This window comes from Schumannella sp. GW821-FHT10F01, assembly GCF_058809295.1.
On the sequence record NZ_JBXASM010000004.1, the window covers coordinates 58,991 to 81,123 of the forward strand.

Below are 22,133 nucleotides of genomic sequence, written 5' to 3' on the forward strand. Positions count from 1 at the left end.
GCTACGACGCGGCGCGGTCGAGCTCGACGCGGACGCGGCGCTCGACGTCGGCGACCGCGTCCCCGCGGCGGCCGAGCCGGCGCGACGCGCGGCCGAGCTCCTCGAACAGCGCGGCGAGCGGGGCCAGCACCGGATCGGACGGCCCGCCCGCGGCGACCGCCCAGGCCGCGGCCGTCTGCGGTCCGATCACGCCGTCGCGCACGTCGCGCGCCACGGCGCGGAGCAGCACGCGGCTGATCTCCTCGCGGGGCCGTCGGCGCGACATCCCGAGCTCGTGCAGCGCCTCGTCGAGGGTGCGCTCGAAACGCGTCGGCGCCGCGTCGAGGGGCAGCTCCTCGAGCGCCTCGAGCTGCGGGGTGCGCACTCCGGCGCGCAGCAGGGCGGCGGCCGCGGCGTCGATGCGCGGCCGGAGGGCGAGGGGTGCATGCGCACGTTCCCGGCCGCTCCACGCCGTCGCGGCGTCGAGCAGCTCCTCGCGGGCATCCGTGACGGCCCGAGTCCCGTCGTGCACCATCCTCGCCGACTCTACCCACCACCCGTGCCGGTGCCGAGGAGCGGCGCGGAGCCGGTTCAGATGTCGAGCAGGTGCGGACGGTGGTAGCCGCGCTCGTGGTAGACGAGCGCCTCGTCGGCGGTGCCGAGCCCGCCGTCCTCGATCTGCACGACGACCACGGCCGCGTCGGCGACCGGGTGCCGGGCGACGACGCGCCCCAGCATCCAGGCGGGCACGTCGCGGAGCAGCGGCAGGCCGAACGGGCCCGGCGCCCAGTGGTCGCCGGCGAACCGGTCGTCGTGCGGACCGGACATCGTGCGCGCGACCGCGGCGTTCCGGGAGCCGAGCAGGTGCACGATCACGTGGTCGGTGCCCTCGATCGCCGGCCAGGCCGACGCGACGCGGGCCATGTTGAACGTGGCGAGCGGCGGCACGGCGGCGAGGGACGCCAGCGAGGTCGCGGTGAAGCCGCGCGGCGTGCCGTCCGGCTCGAGCGCCGTGATCACCGAGACCCCGGCCGCGAGCCGTCGGAAGGCGAGCTTGAAGGCGCTGAGGTCGTCGACGACGGCCGGGACGGTGGGATCGCTCACGGGCATCCATCCTCGCACCGGGCGGGCGCGGGCGCCGGGTCCGATCGCCGTAGGCTGGAGCGGTGATCGCCTCGCTCGACCTCCGCGGCCGCCGTCTCGGACGCGCGGAGCTCGCCGGACTGATCACGCGCGCCGAGCAGGACGTCGCGACCGTGCTCGGCACGGCCGCCGAGCTCGTCGCCGCGGTGCGCCGCGACGGGTCGTCGGCGCTGCTCGAGCAGGCCGACCGCTTCGACGGCGGCCGGCCGGCCGCCATCCGGGTCGATCCGGCGCGCATCGCGGAGGCCGCCGCCGCCCTCGCGACGGATGTCCGCGCCGGGCTGGAAGAGCTCATCCGCCGGGAGCGGCTCGCCAGCGCCGCGCAGGTGCCGCCGCCCGCGGCCACCGAGGTCGGCCCCGGCGCCGTCGTGTCGCAGCGCTGGCAGCCCGTCGAGCGGGTCGGGCTCTACGTGCCGGGCGGCAAGGCCGTCTACCCGTCGAGCGTCGTCATGAACATCGTGCCGGCGCAGGTCGCCGGCGTGCGGCAGATCGCCCTGGCGTCGCCGCCGCAGCGCGACCACGGGGGAGCGATCAACCCGCTGATCCTCGGCGCCGTCGGCCTGCTCGGCGTCGACGAGGTCTACGCGATGGGCGGCGCGGGCGCGATCGGCGCCTTCGCCTACGGCGTGCCGGATCTCGGGCTCGATCCCGTCGACCTCGTCACGGGCCCCGGCAACGTCTTCGTCGCCGCCGCGAAGCGCGTCGTGCAGGGCGTCGTCGGCATCGACGCGGAGGCCGGGCCGAGCGAGGTGCTCGTGATCGCGGACGCGTCCGCGCGGCCGGCCGTCGTCGCCGCCGACCTCATCAGCCAGGCGGAGCACGACGAGACCGCGGGCGCGGTGCTCGTCACCGACTCGCCCGAGCTCGCCGACGCCGTGCGCACGGAGCTCGAGCGCCAGGTCGCCGGCACGTTCTCCGCCGACCGGGTGCGCGTCGCGCTCGGCGGCCCGCAGTCTGCGATCGTGCTCGTCGACGACCTGGCCCAGGCCGCCGCGTTCAGCGACGCCTACGCCCCGGAGCACCTCGAGATCCAGACCGCCGACCCGGACCGCGTGCTCGCGGCCGTGTCGAACGCCGGCGCGATCTTCGTCGGCGAGCACTCGCCCGTGAGCCTCGGCGACTACCTGGCCGGCTCGAACCACATCCTGCCGACCGGCGGCACCGCGCGGTTCACGTCCGGCATCTCGGCCGCGACGTTCCTGCGGCCGCAGCAGGTCGTCCGCTACGACCGCGACGCCCTCGCCGCGGTCGCGCCGCACATCCGGGCGCTGTCGGACGCCGAGGCGCTGCCCGCGCACGGCGACGCGGTGGACCGCCGCTTCGACTGAGGTCCGGTCGGCTCGCCGGCGTCCCGGAGATCCCCGGGCGGATCGTCTACCGTGGTCGCACCATGTTCTGCCCGTTCTGCCGTCACCCCGACAGCCGCGTCGTCGACTCGCGCACCAGCGACGACGGCACGAGCATCCGCCGGCGCCGGCAGTGCCCGGAGTGCGGTCGCCGCTTCAGCACGATCGAGACCGCCAGCCTCAGCGTGATCAAGCGCTCCGGCGTCGTGGAGCCGTTCAGCCGCGAGAAGGTCGTCGCCGGCGTGCGGAAGGCCTGCCAGGGCCGCCCGGTCACCGACGCGGACCTCTCGATGCTCGCGCAGCGGGTCGAGGAGATCATCCGCGCGACCGGCGCGAGCCAGATCGACGCGAACGACATCGGCCTGGCGATCCTGCCGCCGCTGCGCGAGCTCGACGAGGTGGCCTACCTCCGCTTCGCGAGCGTCTACCAGGGCTTCGACTCGCTCGAGGACTTCGAGGCGGCGATCACGCTGCTCCGCGTCGAGCACGCCGCCGCGACCGCCGAGGGCGACGCGGACTGAGCGCGGCGCGGAGGCCACCGCGCCGCCCGCTAGCCTGGGTCGACATGTACAGGACCCTGTTCCGCCTCGTGCTCCGGCGCCTCGACGCGGAGCAGGCGCACCATCTCGGCATGGCCGTGATCCGCGCCGCCGGCCTCCCCGTCGTCCGCTCGGTCGTCGGCTCCGCGCTGCGCCCGGCCGCCGCGGGTCGCGTCCTCGCCCTCGGGCTGGACTTCCCGTCGCCGTTCGGGGTCGCCGCCGGCTTCGACAAGAACGCGGTCGGCGTGCTCGGACTGGGCGCGCTCGGCTTCGGCCACATCGAGATCGGCACGGTCACGGCGATCGCGCAGCCCGGCAACCCGCGCCCGCGCCTGTTCCGCCTGCTCGCCGACCGCGCGGTGATCAACCGGATGGGGTTCAACAACGCCGGCGCCGAGGCCGTGCGCCCGCGGCTCGAGCGGCTCGCCCGACGTCGGAACCGACCCGTGATCGGCGTCAACATCGGCAAGAGCCGGGTCGTCGAGGTCGAGGACGCCGTCGACGACTACCTCGTCTCGACCCGGCTGCTCGCCCCGGTCGCCGACTACCTCGTCGTCAACGTCTCGTCGCCGAACACGCCCGGCCTGCGCGGCCTGCAGGAGCTCGACCGGCTCGGGCCGCTGCTCGCCGCCGTGCGGGACGCCGCGGGCACGACGCCGGTGCTCGTGAAGATCGCGCCGGACGTCGACGACGAGCAGGCCCGCCGCATCGCCGCCCTGGTCGTCGAGCTCGGCCTGCCCGGCATCGTCGCCACGAACACGACCCTCTCGCGAGACGGACTCCGCACGCCGGCCCGCGTCGTCGAGGCCGCCGGCGCCGGCGGGCTGTCGGGCGCGCCGCTCGCCGCCCGCGCACTCGAGCTGCTGCGCCTGCTCCGCGCGGAGCTGCCGGACGACGTCGTGATCATCTCCGTCGGCGGCGTCGACACGGCCGCGGACGTCGCCGAGCGGCTCGCGGCGGGCGCGACGCTCGTGCAGGGCTACACCGCGTTCCTGTACCGCGGTCCGCTCTGGGCGCGGCAGATCGACCGCGGCCTGCGCGCGATCCGCCGGCGCTGACCGGCCTCCGGCTCAGAGCTCCGGGTACGCCCCGCGCTTGACCTGGGGCTTCGGCATGCGCATGAAGCGCGGGTAGATGCCCCGCATCGCCGCGTAGAAGCGGATGCGCTCGGTCTTCGCGCCGTACTTCGAGCGGAGCTTCGTCGTGAGGCGGTGGCCGGTGATCGCGAAGTCGACGATCGCGATCGCGAACACGGCCCAGACGGCGTAGAGCACGATCTGCCCGATGACGACCGGGAGCGCCGTGCTGATGAGCACGATCACGGCGAGCGGCAGCACGGCCTCGCCGACCGACCAGCGGGCGTCCATCCAGTCGCGCACGAAGCGCTTCTGCGGGCCCTTGTCGCGGACGGGGAGGAACTTCTCCTCGCCGTTCTGCATGCCGATGCGGGCGCGGTCCCGGTCCGCGGCCTGACGGGCACGGCTGTCCTTCGCGGCGGCCCGGCGGTCCGTCGGCACGAGCGGGCGCTTGTTCGCCGCGACGCGCTCGGCGCGCGACGGCGTCGGCTTGCCCTTGCCGAGGATGGGCTCCTCGGGGGCGTCCGGCTCGACTCCGGCGTTTCTGGTGCTTCTGGCCACGGGAGGTCCTCGCTCTATCGGGGCTTCTAAGATTACCCGCATGTCTCCGAGCGCCTCCGAGCCCCGATCCACCCCCTCGGCGGAGGTCATCGCCGAGACCGTCCACGCGGCGCTGCCGTCGACGATCGCGGAGCTCTCGCGACTGGTGCGCATCCCGTCCGTGTCGTGGGACGGCTTCGATCCGGCGCACGTGCAGGCGAGCGCCGAGGCCATCGCGGCGCTCGTCGAGGAGACCGGGCTGTTCGAGCGGGTGTCCATCGAGCGGGCGGAGATCCCGGGCGCCGGCAGGGAGGGCCAGCCGGCGGTGCTGGCCACCCGCGCCGCCCGCAACGGACGCCCGACCGTGCTGCTCTACGCGCACCACGACGTGCAGCCCCCGGGCCAGGACGAGGACTGGGACTCCGCGCCGTTCGAGCCCACCGTGCGCGGGGAGCGGCTCTACGGCCGCGGCGCGGCGGACGACAAGGCCGGCGTGGTCTCGCACCTCGCCGCGATCCGCGCCCTCGCCGCCGCCCGCGACGGCGACCCCGACCTCGGCATCGTGCTGTTCTTCGAGGGCGAGGAGGAGTTCGGCTCCCGCAGCTTCGCCCGCTTCCTCGCCGACCACGAGGAGGCGCTCGCGGCCGACGTCATCGTCGTAGCCGACTCCGGCAACTGGTCGACGACGATCCCGGCGCTGACGGTCGCCCTGCGCGGCAACGTCACCTTCCGCCTCAAGGTCTCCACCCTCGAGCACGCATCGCACTCCGGCATGTTCGGGGGAGCGGTGCCCGACGCGATGCTCGCGACCATCCGCCTGCTCGACACGCTGTGGGCGGAGGACGGCTCGGTCGCCGTCGCCGGACTCACCTCCCGCGAGGCGGACACGCCCGCCTACGACGAGGCGCAGCTCCGCGCGGAGACCGGCCTGCTGCCGGGCGTGAGCCCGATCGGCGACGGCACGATCCTGAGCCGGCTCTGGGACAAGCCCTCGATCACGGTCACCGGGATCGACGCGCCGACGGTCGTCAACGCCTCGAACACGCTGATCCCGTCGGTCACCGTCCGCGTCAGCACCCGGATCGCGCCGGGGCAGGACGCGGAGGCCGCGGCCGCCGCGCTCGAGGAGCACCTCCGGGCACACGCCCCGTTCGGCGCGCAGCTGGAGATCAGCGACCGGGACCTCGGCTCGCCGTTCCTCGTCGACACGAGCGGCTGGGCCGTCGCCGACGCGCTGGAGACGATGCGCGAGGCGTGGGGCGAGGACCCGGTGCAGATGGGCGTCGGCGGCTCGATCCCGTTCATCGCCTCGCTCGTGGAGCGCTTCCCGGACGCGCAGATCCTCGTCACCGGCGTCGAGGACCCCGACTCCCGGGCGCACAGCCCGAACGAGTCGCTCGACCTCGGCGCGCTGCACCGCGCGATCCTCGCGGAGGCGCTGCTGCTGGCACGCCTCGACGCCCGAGCCTGATCTCCGGCGGGGATCCGGGATTCCGGGTTACGATTCCCGCATGTCCGACACGATCGCCGCCCCCGCACTGCACGGGGTCACCCTGACCGACTCCGCCGCCGAGAAGGCGTTCACCCTCATCTCGCAGGAGGGCCGCGACGACCTGAAGCTGCGCCTCATGGTCGAGCCGGGCGGCTGCTCGGGCCTCATCTACAAGCTGTTCTTCGACGAGCGCGAGCTCGACGGCGACGCGGCGGTCGAGTTCGGCGGCGTCGACGTCGTCATCGACCGCATGAGCGCCCCGTACCTCGACGGCGCCGTGATCGACTTCCAGGACACCATCGAGAGCCAGGGCTTCTCGATCGACAACCCGAACGCCCAGGGCAGCTGCGCCTGCGGCGACTCGTTCCACTGAGCGGCGTCACGCGATGACCCGCGTCGCCGGCACCGCCGGCTGACACTCCGAGAGGCTCCGACCGGCGAGGTCGGGGCCTCTCGTGGGTTATAGACTCGGAGGCGTTCCAGCACCCCGTCGGAGAGGTCCCCTGTGCGTCCGAAGTCCCGCAGTCGCCTGGCCCGGTGGGCCGTACTCCCGCTCGGAGTCGCGGTCGCCGTCATCCTCGCCGGATGCACCCAGGCGCAGCTCCGCGGATGGATGCCGGGGGAGCCGGGCATCACCAACCACACCGACAACCAGGTCGCCCTCTGGGTGAACTCCTGGGTCGTGCTGCTCGTGGTCGGCATCATCACCTGGGGTCTGATCATCTGGGCCGCGGTCGTCTACCGCCGCCGCAAGGGCCAGACGGGCCTCCCGGTGCAGCTCCGGTACAACATGCCGATCGAGATCTTCTACACGATCGTGCCGTTCATCCTGGTGATCGGCTTCTTCGCCTTCACCGCGAAGGACCAGGCGGCCCTCGAGAAGCCGTTCAAGAACCCCGACGAGGTCATCACGGTCTACGGCAAGCGCTGGGCCTGGGACTTCCAGTACGACACGCAGAACACGTACTACCAGGGCGTGCAGGCGCAGACCGACTCCGACCAGAACATCGTCGACGCGTCGCTGCCGACGCTCTACCTGCCGGTCGGCAAGAAGATCCAGATCGACATCAAGTCCCGCGACGTCATCCACGACTTCTGGGTCATCGACTTCCTCTACAAGAAGGACATGATCCCCGGCCAGACGAACCACGAGTACTTCATCCCCCTCAAGGAGGGCGAGTACCAGGGCAAGTGCGCCGAGCTCTGCGGCGAGTACCACTCGCTCATGCTGTTCACGGTCAAGGTCGTCTCCGTCGACGAGTACGAGGCCCAGATGCAGAAGCTGAAGGACGCCGGCAACAGCGGCAAGATCGGCGACGAGTACAACACGAACACGAACCTGCCCGGCAACGGGGAGAGCACCACCACCGTGGGAGGCAAGGGATGAGCGCCACGACGGCGGCTCCGACGCAGTCCAACCCGTCCGGCACGCCGGTCGGCACCCCGCCGCTCCAGGAGCGCAAGGGCAACGTGGTCGTCAAGTGGCTCACCACCACCGACCACAAGACGATCGGCTACCTGTACCTGATCACCTCGTTCGCGTTCTTCCTGGTCGGCGGCATCATGGCGCTGGTCATCCGCGCCGAGCTCTTCACGCCGCAGCTCGATGTGGTCGCGAACCGCGAGCAGTACAACCAGCTGTTCACGATGCACGGCACGATCATGCTGCTGATGTTCGCGACGCCGCTGTTCTCCGGCTTCGCCAACGTCGCGATGCCGCTGCAGATCGGCGCGCCGGACGTCGCGTTCCCGCGCCTCAACGCCTTCGCCTACTGGCTCTACCTCTTCGGCTCGCTCATCGCGGTCGGCGGGTTCTTCACCCCGCAGGGCGCCGCGAGCTTCGGCTGGTTCGCCTACGCGCCGCTCTCATCGACGACCTTCTCACCAGGGCTCGGCGGCAACCTCTGGGTGTTCGGCCTGGCGATGACCGGCTTCGGCACCATCCTCGGTGCCGTGAACTTCATCACGACCATCATCACGATGCGCGCGCCCGGCATGACCATGTTCCGGATGCCGATCTTCACCTGGAACATCCTGGTGACCTCGATCCTCGTGCTGCTCGCCTTCCCGGTGCTCGCCGCCGGCCTGTTCGCGCTCGGCGCCGACCGCGTGTTCGAGGCCCATCTGCTCGATCCCGCGAACGGCGGCACGATCCTCTGGCAGCACCTGTTCTGGTTCTTCGGGCACCCGGAGGTCTACATCATCGCGCTGCCGTTCTTCGGCATCGTGTCGGAGATCTTCCCGGTCTTCAGCCGCAAGCCGATCTTCGGCTACAAGACGCTGATCTACGCGACGATCGCGATCGCGGCCCTCTCCGTCACCGTGTGGGCGCACCACATGTACGTGACCGGCTCGGTGCTGCTGCCGTTCTTCGCCCTGATGACGATGCTCATCGCGGTGCCGACCGGCGTGAAGATCTTCAACTGGATCGGCACGATGTGGCGCGGCTCGGTGACGTTCGAGACGCCGATGCTCTGGTCGATCGGCTTCCTCATCACGTTCACGTTCGGCGGCCTGACCGGCGTCATCCTCGCGTCGCCGCCGCTCGACTTCCACGTCTCCGACACCTACTTCGTGGTGGCGCACTTCCACTACGTGGTTTTCGGCACGGTCGTCTTCGCGATGTTCGCCGGGTTCTACTTCTGGTGGCCGAAGTGGACCGGCAAGATGCTCGACGAGCGGCTGGGCAAGATCCACTTCTGGCTGCTGTTCATCGGCTTCCACACCACGTTCCTCATCCAGCACTGGCTCGGCGTGCTCGGCATGCCCCGCCGGTACGCGCAGTACCGCGTCGGCGACGACTTCACCTGGATGAACGAGGTCTCGACGGTCGGCGCCATGATCCTCGGCGTCTCGCTGCTGCCGTTCCTCTGGAACGTGTGGATCACCGCGCGACGCGGCCAGAAGGTCACGGTCAACGACCCGTGGGGCTACGGCCGCTCGCTCGAATGGGCGACCAGCTGCCCGCCGCCGCGGCACAACTTCACGTCGATCCCGCGCATCCGCTCGGAGTCGCCGGCGTTCGACCTCAACCACCCGGAGGCGGGCATCCCGGTCGGCATCGGCCCGGCCAAGGACGCCCCCGACGCCCCGACGGTCGACCTCGCCGACGGGAAGGTGAAGTAGTCCATGCGCGTCAACATCAACCTGTTCACGCTGCTCGCGGTCTTCTTCATCCTGGCCGACGCGGCCTACGTGATCTGGTCGCTCATCGACAGCAACGGCACCCACGTCGAGTGGGTCGGCTCGGTCGGCATCGGCCTGTCGGCGGTGCTGTCGTTCTTCCTGCAGTTCTACCTGCGCCTCGCCCGCAAGGCGCAGCGCGGCATCCTGCCGGAGGACCGCCTCGACGCGACCATCGACGACGGCGACGCCGAGCAGGGCCACTTCAGCCCGTGGAGCTGGTGGCCGCTCGTGCTCACCTCCGGCCTCGCGCTGATGTTCCTCGGCCTGGCCGTGGGCGTCTGGATCTCGATCATCGGCGCCCCGATCGTGCTGATCGGCGTGGTCGGCTGGCAGTTCGAGTACGTCCGCGGCAACTTCGCCCGCTGATGATCCGCGCCGCCCGCCCCGGAGACGAGGACGCGCTGTTCGCGCTCGTCACGCAGCTCGGCCACGCTCTGACACCGGAGCGCGCCGCGTTCGACCGCACGATCGCGGAGTACCTCGACGGCACGCACCCGAGCGTCGTGCTCACGGTCGCGGAGGACGGCGGACACGTCGTCGGCTACGCCCTCATGACGGTCGTGCCGCTGCTGGCCACGAACGGGCCCGCGGCGCAGCTGCAGGAGATCGTCGTCTCGGACGCGGCCCGCGGCTCCGACTGGGGGACGCGGCTCGTCCGCGCCATCGAGGAGGAGTGCGTCGCCCGCGGCGTCACGCAGCTCACCGTGGCCGCCCGGCGCGCCGGCGGCTTCTACGACCGCCTCGGCTACCACGAGAACGCCGAGTACATGCGGCGCTTCTTCGAGACCTCCTGAGCCCTCCCGCGGCGTCCTGAGGCCCGTCGGCTTCAGGCCGTGCCGGGCGGCGTGCTGTAGCGGTTGAGGATCGTGCGGCCGGATGCGAAGCCCGCGCGCTCGTAGAGCGGCACCGCGCCCTCCGAGGAGTGCACGACGACCCGCTCGAGGCCCAGCGAGTCCGCTTCCGCGAGCATCGCGTCGAGCATCCGCCGCCCGAGTCCTCCGCCTCGCAGGTCGGGGCGGATCCAGAAGCTCTGCACGTCGCCGGTCCAGCGGCCGGGGGAGTGCGGACGCGGCACGCGGGGAGTCGGCAGCAGCCACAGGATGCCGACCGGCTCGCCGTCGAGCTCCGCCAGCCAGGTCAGGTGCCGGGCGCCGTCGCCGGCCAGCCATTTCGCCAGCGCGCGCTCGAACTCGTCGCGGGTCATGACGGGCTCCCGCTGGGGATGCTCCGCGGTCACCTGCCAGAGCACCTCCGCCAGGGACGACGGATCCCCGGCACCCGCACGCCGGATGGACGCGCGGGCCGCCGGGGATCCGGACGGGCGATCAGTGGTGGTCGTGCGACCCTGCCTCGATCTCGGTGCGGGTGACCGGGGCGATGCGGTCCTCGAAGAACCAGTTCGACAGGCGGGCGCGCATGCGCATCCCGGCCGTGATGCGGCCCTTCGAGTCCGGGCGGAGCATGAGCGGCTGGTACTCCTCGTAGCTCACCAGGCGCCAGCGCTCGTACTCGCTGAGCTGCTGGTGCACCTCGATGTACTCGCCGCCGGGCAGGCGCACGATGCGGCCCGACTCGAAGCCGTGCAGGGCGATCTCGCGGTCCTTCTTCTGGAGCGCGAGGCAGATCCGCTTCGTGATGAAGAACGCGATGAACGGGCCGATCACGGCGGAGAACTGGATCGCGTGCGTCACCGCCTCGATCGAGAGCAGGAAGTGCGTCGCCAGCAGGTCGCTGGAGGCCGCGGCCCAGAGGGCGGCGTAGAACGTCACGCCGGCCGCGCCGATGGCGGTGCGGGTCGGGGCGTTGCGCGGACGGTCGGCGATGTGGTGCTCGCGCTTGTCGCCGGTCACCCACGCCTCCACGAACGGGTACGCGGCCACCGAGCCGAGCAGCAGGAGCAGCACGACGACGGGCACGAGGATGTTCATCGACACCGTGTACGGGCCGATCATGAACTCCCAGCCCGGCGGGATCAGGCGCAGGGCGCCGTCCGCGAAGCCGATGTACCAGTCCGGCTGGGTGCCCGCGGACACCGGCGAGGGGTCGTAGGGCCCGTAGTTCCAGATCGGGTTGATCGTCACCGTCGCGGCGATGAGCATGACCACGCCGAAGACGATGAAGAAGAAGCCGCCCGCCTTCGCCGCGAACACCGGCATGATCGGCGCGCCGACCACGTTGTCGTTCGTGCGGCCGGGGCCGGCGAACTGGGTGTGCTTGTTGACGATGAGCAGCACCATGTGGATCGCGATGAACGCGACCACGATCGCCGGCAGCAGCAGGATGTGCAGCGTGTACAGGCGTCCGACGATGTCGGTGCCCGGGAACTCGCCGCCGAACAGCAGGTACGAGATCCAGGTGCCGATCACGGGGATGCCCTTGACCATGCCGTCGATGATGCGGAGGCCGTTGCCCGAGAGCAGGTCGTCGGGCAGCGAGTAGCCGGTGAAGCCCTCGGCCATGGCGAGCACGAACAGCAGGAAGCCGACGACCCAGTTCAGCTCGCGCGGCTTGCGGAACGCGCCGGTGAAGAAGATGCGGAGCATGTGCAGGCCGATGGAGGCCACGAACAGCAGGGCCGCCCAGTGGTGCACCTGCCGGATGAGCAGGCCGCCGCGGATGTCGAAGCTGATGTCGAGCGCGGACTGCATCGCCGCGGACATCGCGATGCCCTTGAGCGGCGTGTACGACCCGTCGTAGTGCACCTCGGCCATCGACGCCTGGAAGAAGAACGTCAGGAAGCTGCCCGAGATGAGGATGACGACGAAGCTGTAGAGCGCGACCTCGCCGAGCATGAACGACCAGTGGTCGGGGAAGATCTTGCGACCGAGCTCCTTGACCAGTCCCGAGATGCTCGTGCGCTCGTCGAGGTAGTTGGCCATACGGCCGGTGACGCCGACGGATTCCGGCGTGGCGGGGCGGCCCGACGCGGTGGTGGGGCTGCCCGTCGTGGTGACGGTCATACGTGATCACGCTCCCAGAAGCTGGGTCCGACGGGCTCGTGGAAGTCGCTCTGCGCGACCAGGTAGCCCTCGCTGTCGACCGAGATCGGCAGCTGCGGAAGGGGACGCTTGGCGGGGCCGAAGATGACCTCCGCCTCGCGGGTGATGTCGAACTGCGACTGGTGGCACGGGCAGAGCAGATGGTGCGTCTGCTGCTCGTACAGCGCCACCGGGCAGCCGACGTGGGTGCAGATCTTGGAGTACGCGACGATGCCGTCGTAGTTCCAGTCCTCGCGGCCGGCGGAGACGTGCAGGTCCTCCGGCTTCAGGCGCATGAGCAGCACGGCCGCCTTGGCCTTCTGCTCGAGCAGGTCCTCGGCGTCGTTGAGGCCCTCCGGGATGACGTGGAAGGCCGAGCCGAGGGTGACCTCCGACGCCTTGATGGGCGTGCCGGAGGGATCGCGGGTGAGGCGGGTGCCCTGCTTCCACATGGTGTGGCGGAGGACGTCGTTCGGGTCCTCCTTCGGGGCGAGGCCGCGGAAGATCACGATGCCGGGGAGCGGGAACGCCACGAGCGCGCCGATCAGCGAGTTGCGGATCAGCTTGCGGCGCGAGAAGCCGGACTCCTGGTCGCCGAGCTTGAAGATCTCGGCGGCGCGGGCCCGGGTCGGCTCGCTGCCGCGGGTCGGGTGGCGCATCTCGACGAGGTCGTGGCCGTCCATGAGCGACTTGGCCCAGTGCACGGCGCCGAAGCCGGTCGCGAGCAGCCCGACGGCGATGAACATGCCGAACAGGAACGTGATCCAGCGGTTCACCGACGGGTCGGTGGTGCCCAACGGGAACGCGACGTACGACGCGACGGCCAGCACGGCCGAGACGGCCGCGAGCACGAACCAGGCGGCGACGCGGCGCTCCTGCTGCTTCTCCTTGGCCGGGTCGACGTCGGCGACGCGGTGGTGCTCGGGCTCGAAGCCCGGGTTCGCCAGCCGGTCCGACCGCACGACGGTCGACGGGCCGTGGTGGTAGGCGGTGTCCGAGTCGGAGTGGCTCGTGGTCGACACGGCCGTGCCGGTGCCGGCGCTGCCTTCGTCTGCCATGGTGGTCTCTCCCCTCTCGCTCAGTTGGACTTCGCCGTCAGCCACACGGTGATGGCCACGATCCCGCCGAGGGCGAAGATCCAGACGAACAGGCCCTCGGAGACCGGACCCAGGTTGCCCAGGTCGAGTCCGCCGGGAGAGTCGTGGTTGTTCAGGTACTCGAGGTAGCTGATGATGTTCGCCTTGTCCTCGGGCGTGATGTTCTGGTCGTTGAAGACCGGCATGTTCTGCGGGCCGGTGACCATGGCCTCGTAGATGTGCGCGGCGCTGACGCCCTTGAGGCTCGGCGCGTACTTGCCCTCGGTGAGCGCGCCGCCGGCGCCGGCCACGTTGTGGCACATCGCGCAGTTGATGCGGAACAGCTCCGCGCCCTTGGCCACGTCGCCGTCGCCGGTGAGGTACTTCTCGTCCGGCACGCCCGGGCCCGGGGCCAGGGAGTCGATGTAGGCCTCGAGCGACTTGATCTGGTCGTCGGTGAACTGCGCCGGCTTCTCCTGCGCCTGCGGCCCGTTGGCGGCCATCGGCATGCGGCCCGTGCCGACCTGGAAGTCGACGGCGGCGGCGCCGACGCCGAGCAGCGACGGCGCGACGGTGGTGCCGTCGACGTCGAGGCCGTGGCAGCTGGCGCAGTTCGCGGCGAAGAGCTTCTGGCCCTCGGAGATCTGGGCGGCGGTGTAGCTCGACGAGGCGGCCTCGGCGGAGGAGGCGCTCGAGAAGGCGGCGTAGGCGCCGCCGGTGGCCATGAGGCCGATCACGAGCAGAGCGGCCGACGCGAGCGGCGACCGGCGACCGCGCTTGGCGGTCCGTCGGGGGCGGGGGGCTGTCGTGGCCATCTCGGTGGGGATGTTCCGCTTCTCTCGTCGGTCGGAGGGGTCTGTGGTGCGCATCCGGATCACTTGAGGATGTAGATGACGGCGAACAGACCGAGCCACACGACGTCGACGAAGTGCCAGTAGTACGACACCGTGATCGCCGTGGTGGCCTCGCGGTGGGTGAAGTTCTTCACCGCGAAGATGCGGCCGATCACGAACAGGAAGGCGATGAGGCCGCCCGTCACGTGCAGGCCGTGGAAGCCGGTGGTGAGGTAGAAGGCCGAGCCGTAGGAGTCGGACTGCAGGCCGACGTGCTCGGAGACGAGGTTCGCGTACTCGTAGATCTGCCCGACGACGAACACCGCGCCGAGCGCGAAGGTCAGGTAGAACCACTCGACGGTGCCCCACTTGCGCAGGTCCCAGAGCCCGCCGGTGCGCCGGCCGCGCAGCTTCTCCGCCGCGAAGACGCCGAACTGGCAGCTGAACGACGACGACACCAGGATCAGCGTGTTCACGAGCGAGTACGGGATGTTGAGCTTCGCCGTCTGCTCCGCCCACAGCTCCGGTGACGTGGAGCGGAGGGTGAAGTAGATCGCGAACAGGCCCGCGAAGAACATGACCTCGCTGCCCAGCCAGACGATGACGCCGACCGACGTGACGTTCGGCCGGTTCACGACCACCGGGCTGCGTGACAGGGAGGGTGCGGACACGTCTCCCATTATGTCCCCTGTGGAGGGCCTCACGATCCCCTCGGCACGCCCGGATGCGCCGGATCGGTACGATTCCGACCATGTCGACCGACCCGACCTGGCCCGGAATCCTCACCTCGCTGCTGGCGCGCGAGGACCTCGCGATCTCGGAGGCGTCGTGGGCCATGGAGGAGGTCATGGCCGGGCGCGTCACCCCGGCGCAGCTCGGCGCCTTCCTCGTCGCCCTGCGGGCCAAGGGGGAGACGGTCGACGAGATCGTCGGCTTCCGCGACGCCGTGCTCGCGAACGCGCTGCCGCTCGGCGTGGATCCGATGGCCCTCGACATCGTCGGCACCGGCGGCGACACGTTCGGCACGGTGAACGTGTCGACGATGTCGTCCGTGGTCGCGGCGGCGGCCGGCGCGCGCGTCGTCAAGCACGGCAACCGGGCGGCGTCGTCCGCGTCCGGCTCGTCCGACGTGCTCGGCGCGCTCGGGATCGACCTCGGGCTCGATCCCTCGCGCGTCGCCGAGGTACTCGAGCGCACGGGCATCACGTTCGCGTTCGCCTCGCTGTTCCACCCCGGCTTCCGGCACGCCGGCCCGGTGCGCAAGGAGCTCGGCGTGCCCACCGTCTTCAACTTCCTCGGCCCGCTGTGCAACCCGGCCCGCGCGGAGGCGAACGCCGTCGGCGTCGCGTCGCTCGAGCGCGTGCCGCTGTTCGTCGGCGTCTACCAGACGCGCGGCGCCACGGCGCTGGTGTTCCGCGGCGACGACGGCCTCGACGAGCTGACCACCACCGGCCACAGCCGGCTGTGGGAGGTGTCGCGCGGCTCCGTCACCGAGCACGACATCGACCCGCTCGACCTCGGCATCCCGCGCGCCCGGATCGCCGACCTCATCGGCGGCGACGCCGGCCACAACGCCGCGATCGCGCGGCGCACGCTCGACGGGGAGACCGGCCCGGTGCGCGACATCGTGCTGCTCAACGCGGCGGCCGGGCTCGTCGCGTGGGATCTCGCCCGCGACCACGAGCAGGCGGAGCTCGACATCCGCGCCCGGCTCCGCGCCCGGGTGGCGGACGCGGCCGCGGCGATCGACACCGGCGCCGCCACCGCGAAGCTCGACGAGTGGGTCGCGGCGACGCACGCCTGAGCGACGCACGCCCGGGCGCGGGCACGGCCGCGCAGGGTCGCAGGCAGGACCGATCGCGGTCGTACGGCGTACACTCCCGCCATGTCCGACCCGACCGCGGCCGCCCGGCTCCTGGAGCTGCTCTGGTCCGGTGCGGATGAGCCCGTCCGGACCGGCGGCCTCGGCCCGATGCGGATCGTGGACGCGGCGCTCGAGCTGGCAGACGCGGAGGGCCTCGACGCGGTGAGCATGCGCCGGGTGGGCGGTGCGCTCGGCGTGGCGGCGATGTCGCTGTACACCCACGTGCCCGACAAGCACGCGCTCGTCGCGCTCATGACCGATCGCGCGCTGCTGCGGATGGCCGTCACCGAGCCGGCGGCGGGCACGGGCTGGCGCGAACGGCTCCGCCTCGTCGCCGGCGACAACCGCGCGCTGCTGCTCGCGCATCCGTGGCTGCTCGAGACGCCGCTGCGGCGTCCGGAGCTCGGGCCGGGACTGCTGTCGAAGTACGAGTGGGAGCTGGCCTCGTTCCACGGGCTCGGGCTCTCGGCGCTCGAGCGCGACTCCTGCCTGCGGCTGCTGCTCGAGTTCGTGCGCAGCGCCGTCGCCGACGAGATCGCCGCGCGCCGCGCCGCCGCGGAGCGCGAGCAGGCCGGCGAGGCGTGGTGGAGCACCGTCGGGCCGGTGCTCGATCGGCACGTGCACGAGTCGGACTTCCCGCTCGCGGTGCGCATCGGCGCCCAGGCGGGGGCGGTGCTCGGCGACCGCTACGACGCCGACTACGCCTACGCGTTCGGCGTCGACCGCATCATCGCCGGCATCGCGCTGCTCGTCTCGCGCGAGCGGGCGTGAGAATCCTCCCAGACCGCCCCGGGCCGCTTCCCGGCGCAGCCGCCCGGCGGTAGTTTCCGAGCAGGGCCGAGCGGGTCAGGGACGACCCACGCCACGGCGGCGTCGGCGCGTGAGAGGAACCCGAACGTGAAGAAGCTCATCAACGACCCGAGGAACGTCGTCGCGGAGGCCCTGGAGGGCGTCGCGCTCGCCCACGCGGGACTCCTGAACGTGATCGCGGACCCGGCGCACATCGTGCGCGCGGACGCGCCGGTGCAGGGCAAGGTCGGCCTCGTCTCCGGCGGCGGCAGCGGCCACGAGCCGCTCCACGGCGGCTTCGTCGGCTACGGCATGCTCGACGCGGCCGTGCCCGGCGCCGTGTTCACCTCGCCCACCCCCGACCCGATCGTCGCGGCCACGAAGGCCGTCGACGGCGGCAAGGGCGTGCTGCACATCGTGAAGAACTACACCGGCGACGTGCTGAACTTCGAGACCGCCGCCGACCTCGCGGCCGCCGACGGCATCGAGGTGCGCGCGGTCGTCACCGACGACGACGTGGCCGTCAAGGACTCGCTCTACACGGCGGGCCGCCGCGGCGTCGCCGGCACGGTCCTGGTCGAGAAGATCGCCGGCGCGGCCGCGCAGCGCGGGGACGACCTCGACGCCGTCGCCGCGATCGCCGAGCGCGTCAACGCGAAGGTGCGCTCCATGGGCGTGGCCCTCACCGCGCCGACGGTCCCGCACGCGGGTGAGCCGAGCTTCTCCATCGGCGACGACGAGATCGAGATCGGCATCGGCATCCACGGCGAGCCCGGCCGCGAGCGCATCGCGCTCGAGCCCGCCGACGCGATCGTCGACCGGCTCCTTGCGCCCATCCTCGAGGATCTGCCGTTCTCGAGCGGCGACCAGGTGCTGCTCTTCGTGAACGGGATGGGCGGCACCCCGCTCATCGAGCTCTACATCGCCTTCCGCCGCGCGCACCGGGTGCTCGCCGATCACGGCATCACCGTCGCGCGCTCGCTCGTCGGCAACTACGTGACCAGCCTCGAGATGCAGGGCGCCTCGATCTCCGTGCTGCAGCTCGACGACGAGTTCACCCAGCTCTGGGATGCGCCGGTGCAGACCGCCGCGCTCCGCTGGGGCCGGTGAGGCGGGCCGTCGAGGGATCGAGGGGGTAGGAAGGACCCATGGCACTCGGCATCGACTGGACCAGGGACTGGATCGCCCGCGCGGCGGCCGCGATCGCGGAGCACCGCGTCGAGCTCATCGGGCTCGACCGCGAGATCGGCGACGGCGACCACGGCGAGAACATGGACCGCGGGTTCCAGGCCGTCGGCCCGAAGCTCACCGACCTGCCGGACGACGCCACGCCGTCGGACGCGCTGAAGTCGGTGGCGACGACGCTCATCTCCACCGTCGGCGGCGCCTCCGGCCCGCTCTACGGCACGGCGTTCCTCAAGGCGTCCGGTGCCGTGGCCGGCGCCGCCGAGCTCGACGGCGCGGCGCTGGTCGCACTGCTCACCGCGGCGCGCGACGGCATCGTGCTGCGCGGCAAAGCCGAGGTCGGCGACAAGACGATGATCGACGCCTGGACGCCCGCGGTCGACGCGGCCGCGGCCGCCCAGGCCTCGGGCGCGGACGAGTCGGAGATCCTCGCGGCGGCGCTGGCGGCGGCGGAGGCCGGATCCGAGTCGACCGATGCGCTCGTCGCGCACAAGGGCCGCGCGTCGTACCTCGGCGAGCGCGCCGTCGGGCATCGCGATCCGGGGTCCGTCTCGACCGTGCTCATCCTCCGCGCCGCGGCCGAGGCCGCCGCGTGAGCGTCGGCCTCGTCGTCGTGTCGCACAGCTCGAAGATCGCCGAGGGCGTCGTCGAGCTCGCCGGGCAGATGGCCGAGGGCGTCGCGATCGTCGCGGCCGGCGGCACGGACGACGGCGGGATCGGCACGAGCTTCGACCGGGTCAGCGCCGCGATCGGGGCGGCGGAGTCGGGCGACGGCGTCGTCGTGCTCTGCGACCTCGGCTCCGCGGTGCTCACCGCCGAGACGGCCCTCGACTTCCTCGACGACGACGCCCGGGCGCGGGTCCGGATCGCCGACGCCCCGATCGTGGAGGGCGCGGTGGCCGCGGCCGTCGCGGCCCGCACCGGCGGCGACCTCGACGCGGTCGAGGCGGCGGCCCGGACGGCGAACGGCGCCGCCGACCCGGCACCCGCCGACCCGGCGCCCGCCGCTCCGGCACCGGACGCGCCGGCACCGGGGTCTCCGGTGCTCGCCGGCGCGGTCGTGTCCGGCGACCCGCCGGTCGCGGTCTCCGCGCCGGGGGAGGGCGCCGTCGTCCGGCGGGTGGCGCTCGTGAACCCGAGCGGGCTGCATGCGCGACCCGCCGCCGAGTTCGTGAAGACGGCGAGCCGGTTCGACGCCGCGATCACCGTGCAGGGCGTCGACGCGAAGAGCCTGCTGCGCATCATGGCGCTCGGGTTGGGCGTCGGCACCGAGCTGGAGCTCACCGCGCAGGGTCCCGAGGCGGCCGGCGCGCTCGACGCCCTCGTCGCCCTCGTCGACTCGGGCTTCGGGGAGTAGCGGTGGGCCGGCTGGCGTACTCCGCGATCGCCTCGCTCGACGGGTACACCGTCGACGCGGGCGGCCGCTTCGACTGGGCGGCGCCGTCGGAGGAGGTGCACGCGTGGGTGAACGAGGGCCAGCGCGGCATCGGCACCCACGTCTACGGCCGCCGGATGTACGAGACCATGCGCGTCTGGCAGGACATCACCGGCCCGTCCGACGCCGAGCGCGAGTTCGGCGAGCTCTGGCGCGGCGTCGACAAGGTGGTGGTGTCGACGACGCTGCCCGCGATCTCGACGCCGCGCACCGTGCTCGAACGCGGGCTCGACCTCGGCGGGCTGCGCGGACTGCTCGCCTCGGCACCGCGCGACGTCTCGATCGGCGGCCCGACGCTCGCCGCGCAGGCGCTGCGCGCCGGCCTCGTGCAGGACCTCGAGCTCGTGGTGGTGCCGTGGGTGATCGGCGGCGGCACCCGGGCGCTGCCGGACGGGCTCCGGCTCGCGCTCGAGCTGACGGAGGAGCGCCGCTTCGCGAACGGGACGGTCGGCCTCCGCTACCGGGTCGGCTGAGCGACCCGCTCAGCCGAGCGCGTCCGGTCCGAGCTCCGCGATCGTTCGGTGGCCGGTGAGCCCGAGCGTGAGGTCGAGCTCGGCCACGAGATCGCGCAGCACCTCGCGCGCACCCGCCTCGCCGGCGACGGCGAGCCCGTAGACCCAGGCGCGCCCGACCAGCACGGCCCGGGCGCCGAGCGCGAGCGCCTTCGCGACGTCCGCGCCGCTGCGCACCCCGCTGTCGAGCAGCACCGGGATCCGCCCCGCGACGGCGGCGACCACCTCGGGGAGTGCGTCGAGGGAGGCGCGGGCGCCGTCCACCTGCCGTCCCGCGTGCGTCGAGACGATGATCCCGTCGACGCCGGCTTCGACCGCGCGGCGGGCGTCGGCGGCGTGCTGGACGCCCTTGAGCAGGATCGGCAGGCGCGTCAGCTCCCGGAGCCGCGGCAGGTCGCTCCACGACAGCGACGAGCGGCTGAACACGTCGAGGAACGTCTCCACCGCGACGCGCGGCTCGCCGGAGCGGAGGTTCGCGAGCGTGCCGCCCGGATGCCGCCGGCTCTGCGCGAGCAGGGTGCGCACGGCCGCGCCGGTGATGCGGGGACGCGGGCCGACCGCACCTCCGCCTCGGGCCGCGGCGCGCATCCGCTCCGCGACGAGACCGCGGAAGACCGGATCGGAGGTGTACTGCGCCATGCCCATGCCGCGGATGAACGGCAGGTGCGCCAGATCGAGGTCGCGCGGCCGCCAGCCGAGCAGCTGGGTGTCGAGCGTGACGACGATCGCCTCGGCGCCGGACGCCTCGGCGCGCCGGACGAAGCTCGCCACCAGCTCGTCCGAGGTCGACCAGTACAGCTGGAACCAGCGCGGCGCGTCCGGCGCGGCGGCGGCGATCTCCTCCATCGGCGCGGAGGCCTGGCTCGACAGCACGACCGGCAGGCCGAGCGATCCGGCCGCGCGGGCGATCGCGACGTCGCCGTGCGGATGCACGAGCTCGAGCACGCCGATCGGCGCGGCGATCACCGGCGCGGGCAGCCGGCGTCCGAGCAGTTCGACGGAGAGGTCGCGGTGCGAGACGTCGCGGAGCACGCGGGGCACCAGCCGCCGAGCCTCGAAGGCGGCCTCGCCGGCGCGCGCCGTGGACTCGCGACCGGCCGATCCGGCGACGTAGGCCCAGGCCTCCGCGCTCATCGCCCGCTGCGCGCGGTCGAGCAGGGCGTCCCACGACGCGGGGACGAGCGGACGCGTGCCGAGCGCGCCGCCGCGGAACACCTCGGACTGCACGGCGCGGCCGACGCCGTCCTCGATCGGCCGGACCGGGTCGCCGCTCACGCGCCGCACCGCCTCGGCCGATGGCCTCGCCGTCGGATGACCGCCCCCTCGATGCTCCGTCGCATCCGCTCAGACTAGGCGGGCCCGCGGCGGTCGGGGCAGGGCGGTGACCAGCACGAGCGAGCCGAGGTACTCGGGCCGCGAGCGCAGCTCACCGTGGCGGACGTCCCACGAGCCGTCGTCGAGGTCGCGCCGGAGCTCGTGCTCGAGCCGCCGGGCGACGGCGTCGTCGACGAAGCTCCAGGCGGAGTTCGCGCGCCGGGCGCCGGGATCGAGGAAGGCCTCCGGACGTCCGTAGTACGCCTCCGAGAACCCGTCGAGGCAGTCCAGCGGGATCGGCAGCCGCCGGGACGCGACCCGGCCGCGGAGCGCGGCCGCGATCCGGTCGAGCGGCGGGTAGCGGCGCGCCTCGGTCTCGAGCACCTCCGGCGCGTACTCGCCGAGCCAGAAGCCCGGCACGAGGTCGGGGTCGCAGGTCAGCAGCACGACCGGACCCCGCGCGACGCGCCGCAGCTCGCGCAGGCCCGCGTCGAGATCGGCCCACTGGTGGATCGAGAACGTGCTCAGCGCCGCGTCCACGGCGCCGTCGGCGAGTGGAAGGCGCTCCGCGACCGCGTCGATCGCCGTCGCGAGACCCGCGGGCCGCTGCGCGCGCATCGACGCGGACGGCTCGATCGGCGTCACCTCGCGATCGGCCGGCTCGTACGACCCGGCTCCCGCGCCGACGTTCACCACCGTGCGGGCGTCGCCGAGTGCCGCCGCGATCGCGCGCTCGAACGCGGGCTCCGGTCGCCGGTGGTCGCGGTAGCCCGAGCCGATCGCCCCGTAGTCCGCATCGCCCACCGAGCCGTCCGTCCTGCGCATGCCCCCATCCTGCGCCGTATC

The 22,133-nt window shown here is 72.5% G+C and carries 25 protein-coding genes; 15 read left to right on the plus strand and 10 right to left on the minus strand.

What is annotated here, in order from left to right:
• Position 1: 1 nt before the first annotated feature.
• Together AC1RSJ_RS06585 and AC1RSJ_RS06590 are read right to left on the minus strand one after the other, a co-directional pair.
• Positions 2–514, minus strand: coding sequence for a hypothetical protein (locus AC1RSJ_RS06585; protein WP_493117544.1), 513 nt, complete (start codon positions 512–514; stop codon positions 2–4).
• A 56-nt stretch (positions 515–570) separates the two neighbouring features.
• Positions 571–1,089 (minus strand): flavin reductase family protein, encoded by a 519-nt coding sequence (locus tag AC1RSJ_RS06590; RefSeq protein ID WP_493117545.1) that lies wholly within the window; start codon positions 1,087–1,089, stop codon positions 571–573.
• A 56-nt stretch (positions 1,090–1,145) separates the two neighbouring features.
• Between AC1RSJ_RS06590 and hisD the strand changes: the two genes are divergently transcribed.
• The 3 genes from hisD to AC1RSJ_RS06605 all read left to right on the plus strand — a co-directional run bounded on the left by hisD (position 1,146) and on the right by AC1RSJ_RS06605 (position 4,065).
• On the plus strand, positions 1,146–2,450 hold the full coding sequence (gene hisD, locus AC1RSJ_RS06595; RefSeq protein WP_493117546.1) for a histidinol dehydrogenase: 1,305 nt from the start codon (positions 1,146–1,148) through the stop codon (positions 2,448–2,450).
• A gap of 62 nt (positions 2,451–2,512) precedes the next feature.
• A complete protein-coding gene (gene nrdR / locus AC1RSJ_RS06600) occupies positions 2,513–2,989 on the plus strand; it encodes a transcriptional regulator NrdR (RefSeq protein WP_493117547.1) in 477 nt (158 codons plus the stop codon).
• A gap of 44 nt (positions 2,990–3,033) precedes the next feature.
• Positions 3,034–4,065: a quinone-dependent dihydroorotate dehydrogenase gene (locus AC1RSJ_RS06605; RefSeq protein WP_493117548.1), complete on the plus strand. Its 1,032-nt coding sequence runs from the start codon at positions 3,034–3,036 to the stop codon at positions 4,063–4,065.
• A gap of 12 nt (positions 4,066–4,077) precedes the next feature.
• On the opposite strand, the gene AC1RSJ_RS06610 is transcribed toward AC1RSJ_RS06605, so the two are convergent.
• Entirely contained in the window at positions 4,078–4,644 is a 567-nt protein-coding gene (locus tag AC1RSJ_RS06610) for a DUF3043 domain-containing protein (RefSeq protein WP_493117549.1), read from the minus strand.
• Positions 4,645–4,684: 40 nt separating this feature from the next.
• Here AC1RSJ_RS06610 and AC1RSJ_RS06615 point away from each other — a divergent pair, with 40 nt between their 5' ends.
• The 6 genes from AC1RSJ_RS06615 to AC1RSJ_RS06640 all read left to right on the plus strand — a co-directional run bounded on the left by AC1RSJ_RS06615 (position 4,685) and on the right by AC1RSJ_RS06640 (position 10,095).
• Positions 4,685–6,094: a dipeptidase gene (locus tag AC1RSJ_RS06615; protein WP_493117550.1), complete on the plus strand. Its 1,410-nt coding sequence runs from the start codon at positions 4,685–4,687 to the stop codon at positions 6,092–6,094.
• A gap of 40 nt (positions 6,095–6,134) precedes the next feature.
• Complete coding sequence (locus tag AC1RSJ_RS06620; RefSeq protein ID WP_493117551.1) at positions 6,135–6,488, plus strand: HesB/IscA family protein; 354 nt, start codon at positions 6,135–6,137, stop codon at positions 6,486–6,488.
• 132 nt (positions 6,489–6,620) lie between these two features.
• Positions 6,621–7,502 carry an aa3-type cytochrome oxidase subunit II gene (ctaC, locus tag AC1RSJ_RS06625; RefSeq protein ID WP_493117552.1) on the plus strand — a complete coding sequence of 294 codons (882 nt, stop codon included), beginning with the start codon at positions 6,621–6,623 and terminating at the stop codon, positions 7,500–7,502.
• A complete protein-coding gene (ctaD, locus tag AC1RSJ_RS06630; protein WP_493117553.1) occupies positions 7,499–9,241 on the plus strand; it encodes an aa3-type cytochrome oxidase subunit I in 1,743 nt (580 codons plus the stop codon). The genes ctaC and ctaD overlap by 4 nt, the downstream gene beginning before the upstream one ends.
• 3 nt (positions 9,242–9,244) lie before the next feature.
• Complete coding sequence (locus AC1RSJ_RS06635; protein WP_493117554.1) at positions 9,245–9,667, plus strand: cytochrome c oxidase subunit 4; 423 nt, start codon at positions 9,245–9,247, stop codon at positions 9,665–9,667.
• Positions 9,667–10,095 carry a GNAT family N-acetyltransferase gene (locus AC1RSJ_RS06640; protein ID WP_493117555.1) on the plus strand — a complete coding sequence of 143 codons (429 nt, stop codon included), beginning with the start codon at positions 9,667–9,669 and terminating at the stop codon, positions 10,093–10,095. Before AC1RSJ_RS06635 ends, AC1RSJ_RS06640 begins: the two co-directional genes overlap by 1 nt.
• 32 nt (positions 10,096–10,127) lie before the next feature.
• On the opposite strand, the gene AC1RSJ_RS06645 is transcribed toward AC1RSJ_RS06640, so the two are convergent.
• From AC1RSJ_RS06645 to ctaE, 5 genes are all read right to left on the minus strand, one after another.
• Positions 10,128–10,505, minus strand: coding sequence for a GNAT family N-acetyltransferase (locus AC1RSJ_RS06645; protein ID WP_493117556.1), 378 nt, complete (start codon positions 10,503–10,505; stop codon positions 10,128–10,130).
• A gap of 121 nt (positions 10,506–10,626) precedes the next feature.
• Positions 10,627–12,261 carry a cytochrome bc1 complex cytochrome b subunit gene (qcrB, locus tag AC1RSJ_RS06650; RefSeq protein ID WP_493117557.1) on the minus strand — a complete coding sequence of 545 codons (1,635 nt, stop codon included), beginning with the start codon at positions 12,259–12,261 and terminating at the stop codon, positions 10,627–10,629.
• The gene (qcrA, locus tag AC1RSJ_RS06655) at positions 12,258–13,337 is read right to left on the minus strand and encodes a cytochrome bc1 complex Rieske iron-sulfur subunit (protein WP_493117558.1); all 1,080 of its coding nucleotides are present in this window, start codon (positions 13,335–13,337) and stop codon (positions 12,258–12,260) included. The genes qcrB and qcrA overlap by 4 nt, the downstream gene beginning before the upstream one ends.
• Positions 13,338–13,357: 20 nt before the next feature.
• Positions 13,358–14,170 (minus strand): cytochrome bc1 complex diheme cytochrome c subunit, encoded by an 813-nt coding sequence (gene qcrC, locus AC1RSJ_RS06660; protein WP_493117559.1) that lies wholly within the window; start codon positions 14,168–14,170, stop codon positions 13,358–13,360.
• A 59-nt stretch (positions 14,171–14,229) separates the two neighbouring features.
• Entirely contained in the window at positions 14,230–14,859 is a 630-nt protein-coding gene (gene ctaE, locus AC1RSJ_RS06665; protein WP_493117560.1) for an aa3-type cytochrome oxidase subunit III, read from the minus strand.
• 80 nt (positions 14,860–14,939) lie between these two features.
• Between ctaE and trpD the strand changes: the two genes are divergently transcribed.
• From trpD to AC1RSJ_RS06695, 6 genes are all read left to right on the plus strand, one after another.
• The gene (trpD, locus tag AC1RSJ_RS06670; protein WP_493117561.1) at positions 14,940–15,992 is read left to right on the plus strand and encodes an anthranilate phosphoribosyltransferase; all 1,053 of its coding nucleotides are present in this window, start codon (positions 14,940–14,942) and stop codon (positions 15,990–15,992) included.
• 81 nt (positions 15,993–16,073) lie between these two features.
• Positions 16,074–16,823, plus strand: coding sequence for a TetR/AcrR family transcriptional regulator (locus AC1RSJ_RS06675; RefSeq protein WP_493117562.1), 750 nt, complete (start codon positions 16,074–16,076; stop codon positions 16,821–16,823).
• Positions 16,824–16,949: 126 nt separating this feature from the next.
• Positions 16,950–17,951, plus strand: coding sequence for a dihydroxyacetone kinase subunit DhaK (gene dhaK / locus AC1RSJ_RS06680; RefSeq protein WP_493117563.1), 1,002 nt, complete (start codon positions 16,950–16,952; stop codon positions 17,949–17,951).
• 38 nt (positions 17,952–17,989) lie between these two features.
• A complete protein-coding gene (dhaL, locus tag AC1RSJ_RS06685) occupies positions 17,990–18,622 on the plus strand; it encodes a dihydroxyacetone kinase subunit DhaL (protein WP_493117564.1) in 633 nt (210 codons plus the stop codon).
• Positions 18,619–19,383: a dihydroxyacetone kinase phosphoryl donor subunit DhaM gene (gene dhaM / locus AC1RSJ_RS06690; RefSeq protein ID WP_493117565.1), complete on the plus strand. Its 765-nt coding sequence runs from the start codon at positions 18,619–18,621 to the stop codon at positions 19,381–19,383. The genes dhaL and dhaM overlap by 4 nt, the downstream gene beginning before the upstream one ends.
• 2 nt (positions 19,384–19,385) lie before the next feature.
• Complete coding sequence (locus AC1RSJ_RS06695) at positions 19,386–19,934, plus strand: dihydrofolate reductase family protein (protein ID WP_493117566.1); 549 nt, start codon at positions 19,386–19,388, stop codon at positions 19,932–19,934.
• A gap of 9 nt (positions 19,935–19,943) precedes the next feature.
• Here AC1RSJ_RS06695 and AC1RSJ_RS06700 read toward each other — a convergent pair whose 3' ends face one another.
• The gene (locus tag AC1RSJ_RS06700) at positions 19,944–21,248 is read right to left on the minus strand and encodes an alpha-hydroxy-acid oxidizing protein (protein ID WP_493117567.1); all 1,305 of its coding nucleotides are present in this window, start codon (positions 21,246–21,248) and stop codon (positions 19,944–19,946) included.
• A gap of 69 nt (positions 21,249–21,317) precedes the next feature.
• On the minus strand, positions 21,318–22,112 hold the full coding sequence (locus AC1RSJ_RS06705) for a class I SAM-dependent methyltransferase (protein ID WP_493117568.1): 795 nt from the start codon (positions 22,110–22,112) through the stop codon (positions 21,318–21,320).
• Between the last annotated feature and the right edge of the window lie 21 nt (positions 22,113–22,133).

Bases quoted from the DNA above. Each gene is read 5' to 3' on its own strand.
- AC1RSJ_RS06585 (WP_493117544.1), bottom strand. From the start codon at position 514: ATGGTGCACGACGGGACTCGGGCCGTCACGGATGCCCGCGAGGAGCTG.
- AC1RSJ_RS06590 (WP_493117545.1), bottom strand. From the start codon at position 1,089: ATGCCCGTGAGCGATCCCACCGTCCCGGCCGTCGTCGACGACCTCAGC.
- nrdR (WP_493117547.1), top strand. From the start codon at position 2,513: ATGTTCTGCCCGTTCTGCCGTCACCCCGACAGCCGCGTCGTCGACTCG.
- AC1RSJ_RS06605 (WP_493117548.1), top strand. From the start codon at position 3,034: ATGTACAGGACCCTGTTCCGCCTCGTGCTCCGGCGCCTCGACGCGGAG.
- AC1RSJ_RS06615 (WP_493117550.1), top strand. From the start codon at position 4,685: ATGTCTCCGAGCGCCTCCGAGCCCCGATCCACCCCCTCGGCGGAGGTC.
- AC1RSJ_RS06620 (WP_493117551.1), top strand. From the start codon at position 6,135: ATGTCCGACACGATCGCCGCCCCCGCACTGCACGGGGTCACCCTGACC.
- ctaD (WP_493117553.1), top strand. From the start codon at position 7,499: ATGAGCGCCACGACGGCGGCTCCGACGCAGTCCAACCCGTCCGGCACG.
- AC1RSJ_RS06635 (WP_493117554.1), top strand. From the start codon at position 9,245: ATGCGCGTCAACATCAACCTGTTCACGCTGCTCGCGGTCTTCTTCATC.
- AC1RSJ_RS06640 (WP_493117555.1), top strand. From the start codon at position 9,667: ATGATCCGCGCCGCCCGCCCCGGAGACGAGGACGCGCTGTTCGCGCTC.
- AC1RSJ_RS06645 (WP_493117556.1), bottom strand. From the start codon at position 10,505: ATGACCCGCGACGAGTTCGAGCGCGCGCTGGCGAAATGGCTGGCCGGC.
- qcrB (WP_493117557.1), bottom strand. From the start codon at position 12,261: ATGACCGTCACCACGACGGGCAGCCCCACCACCGCGTCGGGCCGCCCC.
- qcrA (WP_493117558.1), bottom strand. From the start codon at position 13,337: ATGGCAGACGAAGGCAGCGCCGGCACCGGCACGGCCGTGTCGACCACG.
- qcrC (WP_493117559.1), bottom strand. From the start codon at position 14,170: ATGGCCACGACAGCCCCCCGCCCCCGACGGACCGCCAAGCGCGGTCGC.
- trpD (WP_493117561.1), top strand. From the start codon at position 14,940: ATGTCGACCGACCCGACCTGGCCCGGAATCCTCACCTCGCTGCTGGCG.
- AC1RSJ_RS06675 (WP_493117562.1), top strand. From the start codon at position 16,074: ATGTCCGACCCGACCGCGGCCGCCCGGCTCCTGGAGCTGCTCTGGTCC.
- dhaL (WP_493117564.1), top strand. From the start codon at position 17,990: ATGGCACTCGGCATCGACTGGACCAGGGACTGGATCGCCCGCGCGGCG.
- AC1RSJ_RS06705 (WP_493117568.1), bottom strand. From the start codon at position 22,112: ATGCGCAGGACGGACGGCTCGGTGGGCGATGCGGACTACGGGGCGATC.